Origin of the sequence: Leucobacter sp. M11 (assembly GCF_035726885.1) — a bacterium.
Lineage (GTDB): Bacteria > Actinomycetota > Actinomycetes > Actinomycetales > Microbacteriaceae > JAPFRB01.
On record NZ_JAPFRB010000002.1, the window covers coordinates 64,556 to 65,891 of the forward strand.

The 1,336-nt window shown below is 69.9% G+C and carries 2 protein-coding genes; both read left to right on the forward strand.

Annotation, left to right across the window (positions count from 1 at the left end):
- Window positions 1–224: SIP domain-containing protein (locus OOT08_RS04400; protein WP_325091350.1), on the forward strand; the 224-nt coding region annotated here is incomplete at its 5' end.
- Between the two features lie 98 nt (window positions 225–322).
- Window positions 323–1,336, forward strand: a complete 1,014-nt coding sequence (locus OOT08_RS04405) for an ABC transporter substrate-binding protein (RefSeq protein ID WP_325091351.1) — start codon at window positions 323–325, stop codon at window positions 1,334–1,336.

The window sequence follows — 1,336 nt, forward strand, 5'->3', positions numbered from 1 at the left end:
AGTACGTGATCTGGGCCGCCGGGGAACGCGACGAGATGCGCGCGATTCGGAACCACTTCCGCACCGAGGTCGCGCTCCCCAAGGAGCGAGTCGCCGTCTACGGCTACTGGAAGCACGGCACCAGCACGAGCGTCATCGACCGGCACCGCCTCCGCGTCTACTCCGAGGCGCTCGCCGCCGGTCAGGGAATCGACGACCTCGACGACCTCGCCATCGGCATCTAAGCCCCCGTCCCCGGCGGGCGACCACGCCCCGCGCGCCCGGGCCGTCCGACGACCACCGCAGTTCCCGATTCGCTTCTTCCCCGAGTAGAAAGTCCCCCATGTCCTCACCCCGTTCCCGTTTCGGGGCCACCCTGGCCCTGATGACCGCCGCCGCCCTCGCCCTCGCCGGGTGCTCCGCCACCCCGGCGGCCGAGCCCGACGACACAGCACCGGCGTCGAGCGGCGGATTCCCGGTCACGCTCGAGCACGACCGCGGTCAGACCGTGATCCCCGAGCGCCCCGAGCGCGTCGTCTCCCTGTCCGTCACCGGCAACGCCTACGCCCAGGCCGCCGGAACGGAGCTCGTGGGCTTCTGGCCCAGCACGTTCGGCGAGGAGGGCCGCGACGCCTGGCTCGCTCCGTTCGCCTCCGCCCCGGAGGCCATCGATCTGACCGCCGACTTCGAGCTCGATTTCGAGCAGATCGCCGCGCTCAAGCCCGATCTGATCCTCGCCACCGACACCCAAACCCGGATCAACCTGGACGAGGCCTACGAAAAGCTCTCGGGCATCGCCCCCACCCTGGTCGCGGTCTCCGGCGACCTGAACGAGCAGGCGCTCGCGATCGGCCAGGCGCTCGGCAACGAGCCCGGCGTGCAGCAGCTCCTCGACGACGCCGCGGCGGCCGTCGCCGACGCGAAGCAGCGCTACCCCGGCATCGCGGGCACCGCGCTCGCCTACGGCCAGATCAGCACGGGCGAGCTTGCCATCCAGGTCGACCCGGACCTCGCAAGCTCGGTCCGTTTCTTCACGGAGCTCGGCTTCACGATGCCGGAGACCATCGTCGCTGACTACGACCGCGAAACCGCCCGCACCCCGGGCACCGCGCGCTACAGCTGGGAGAACGCGGAGGTGCTCGATGCGGCCGACCTCGTCATCATCGGGCTCAACGGCGTTGAGGAGACCGAGGTCACCGGCAATCCCGTGTTCACGGAGACACAGCCCTTCCAGAACGACGCCTTCCAGATCATCCCGATCGACCTGCTCTACGCGCTGCAAATGGCGGGGCCCTTCAACACCGAGTACCTCCTCGAACGCCTCGACGACGCCCTCGCCACCACGCAGGGCTCGTGA

Excerpts from the sequence above, each read along its gene's own strand:
- OOT08_RS04405 (WP_325091351.1), top strand. The coding sequence starts at position 323 with ATGTCCTCACCCCGTTCCCGTTTCGGGGCCACCCTGGCCCTGATGACC.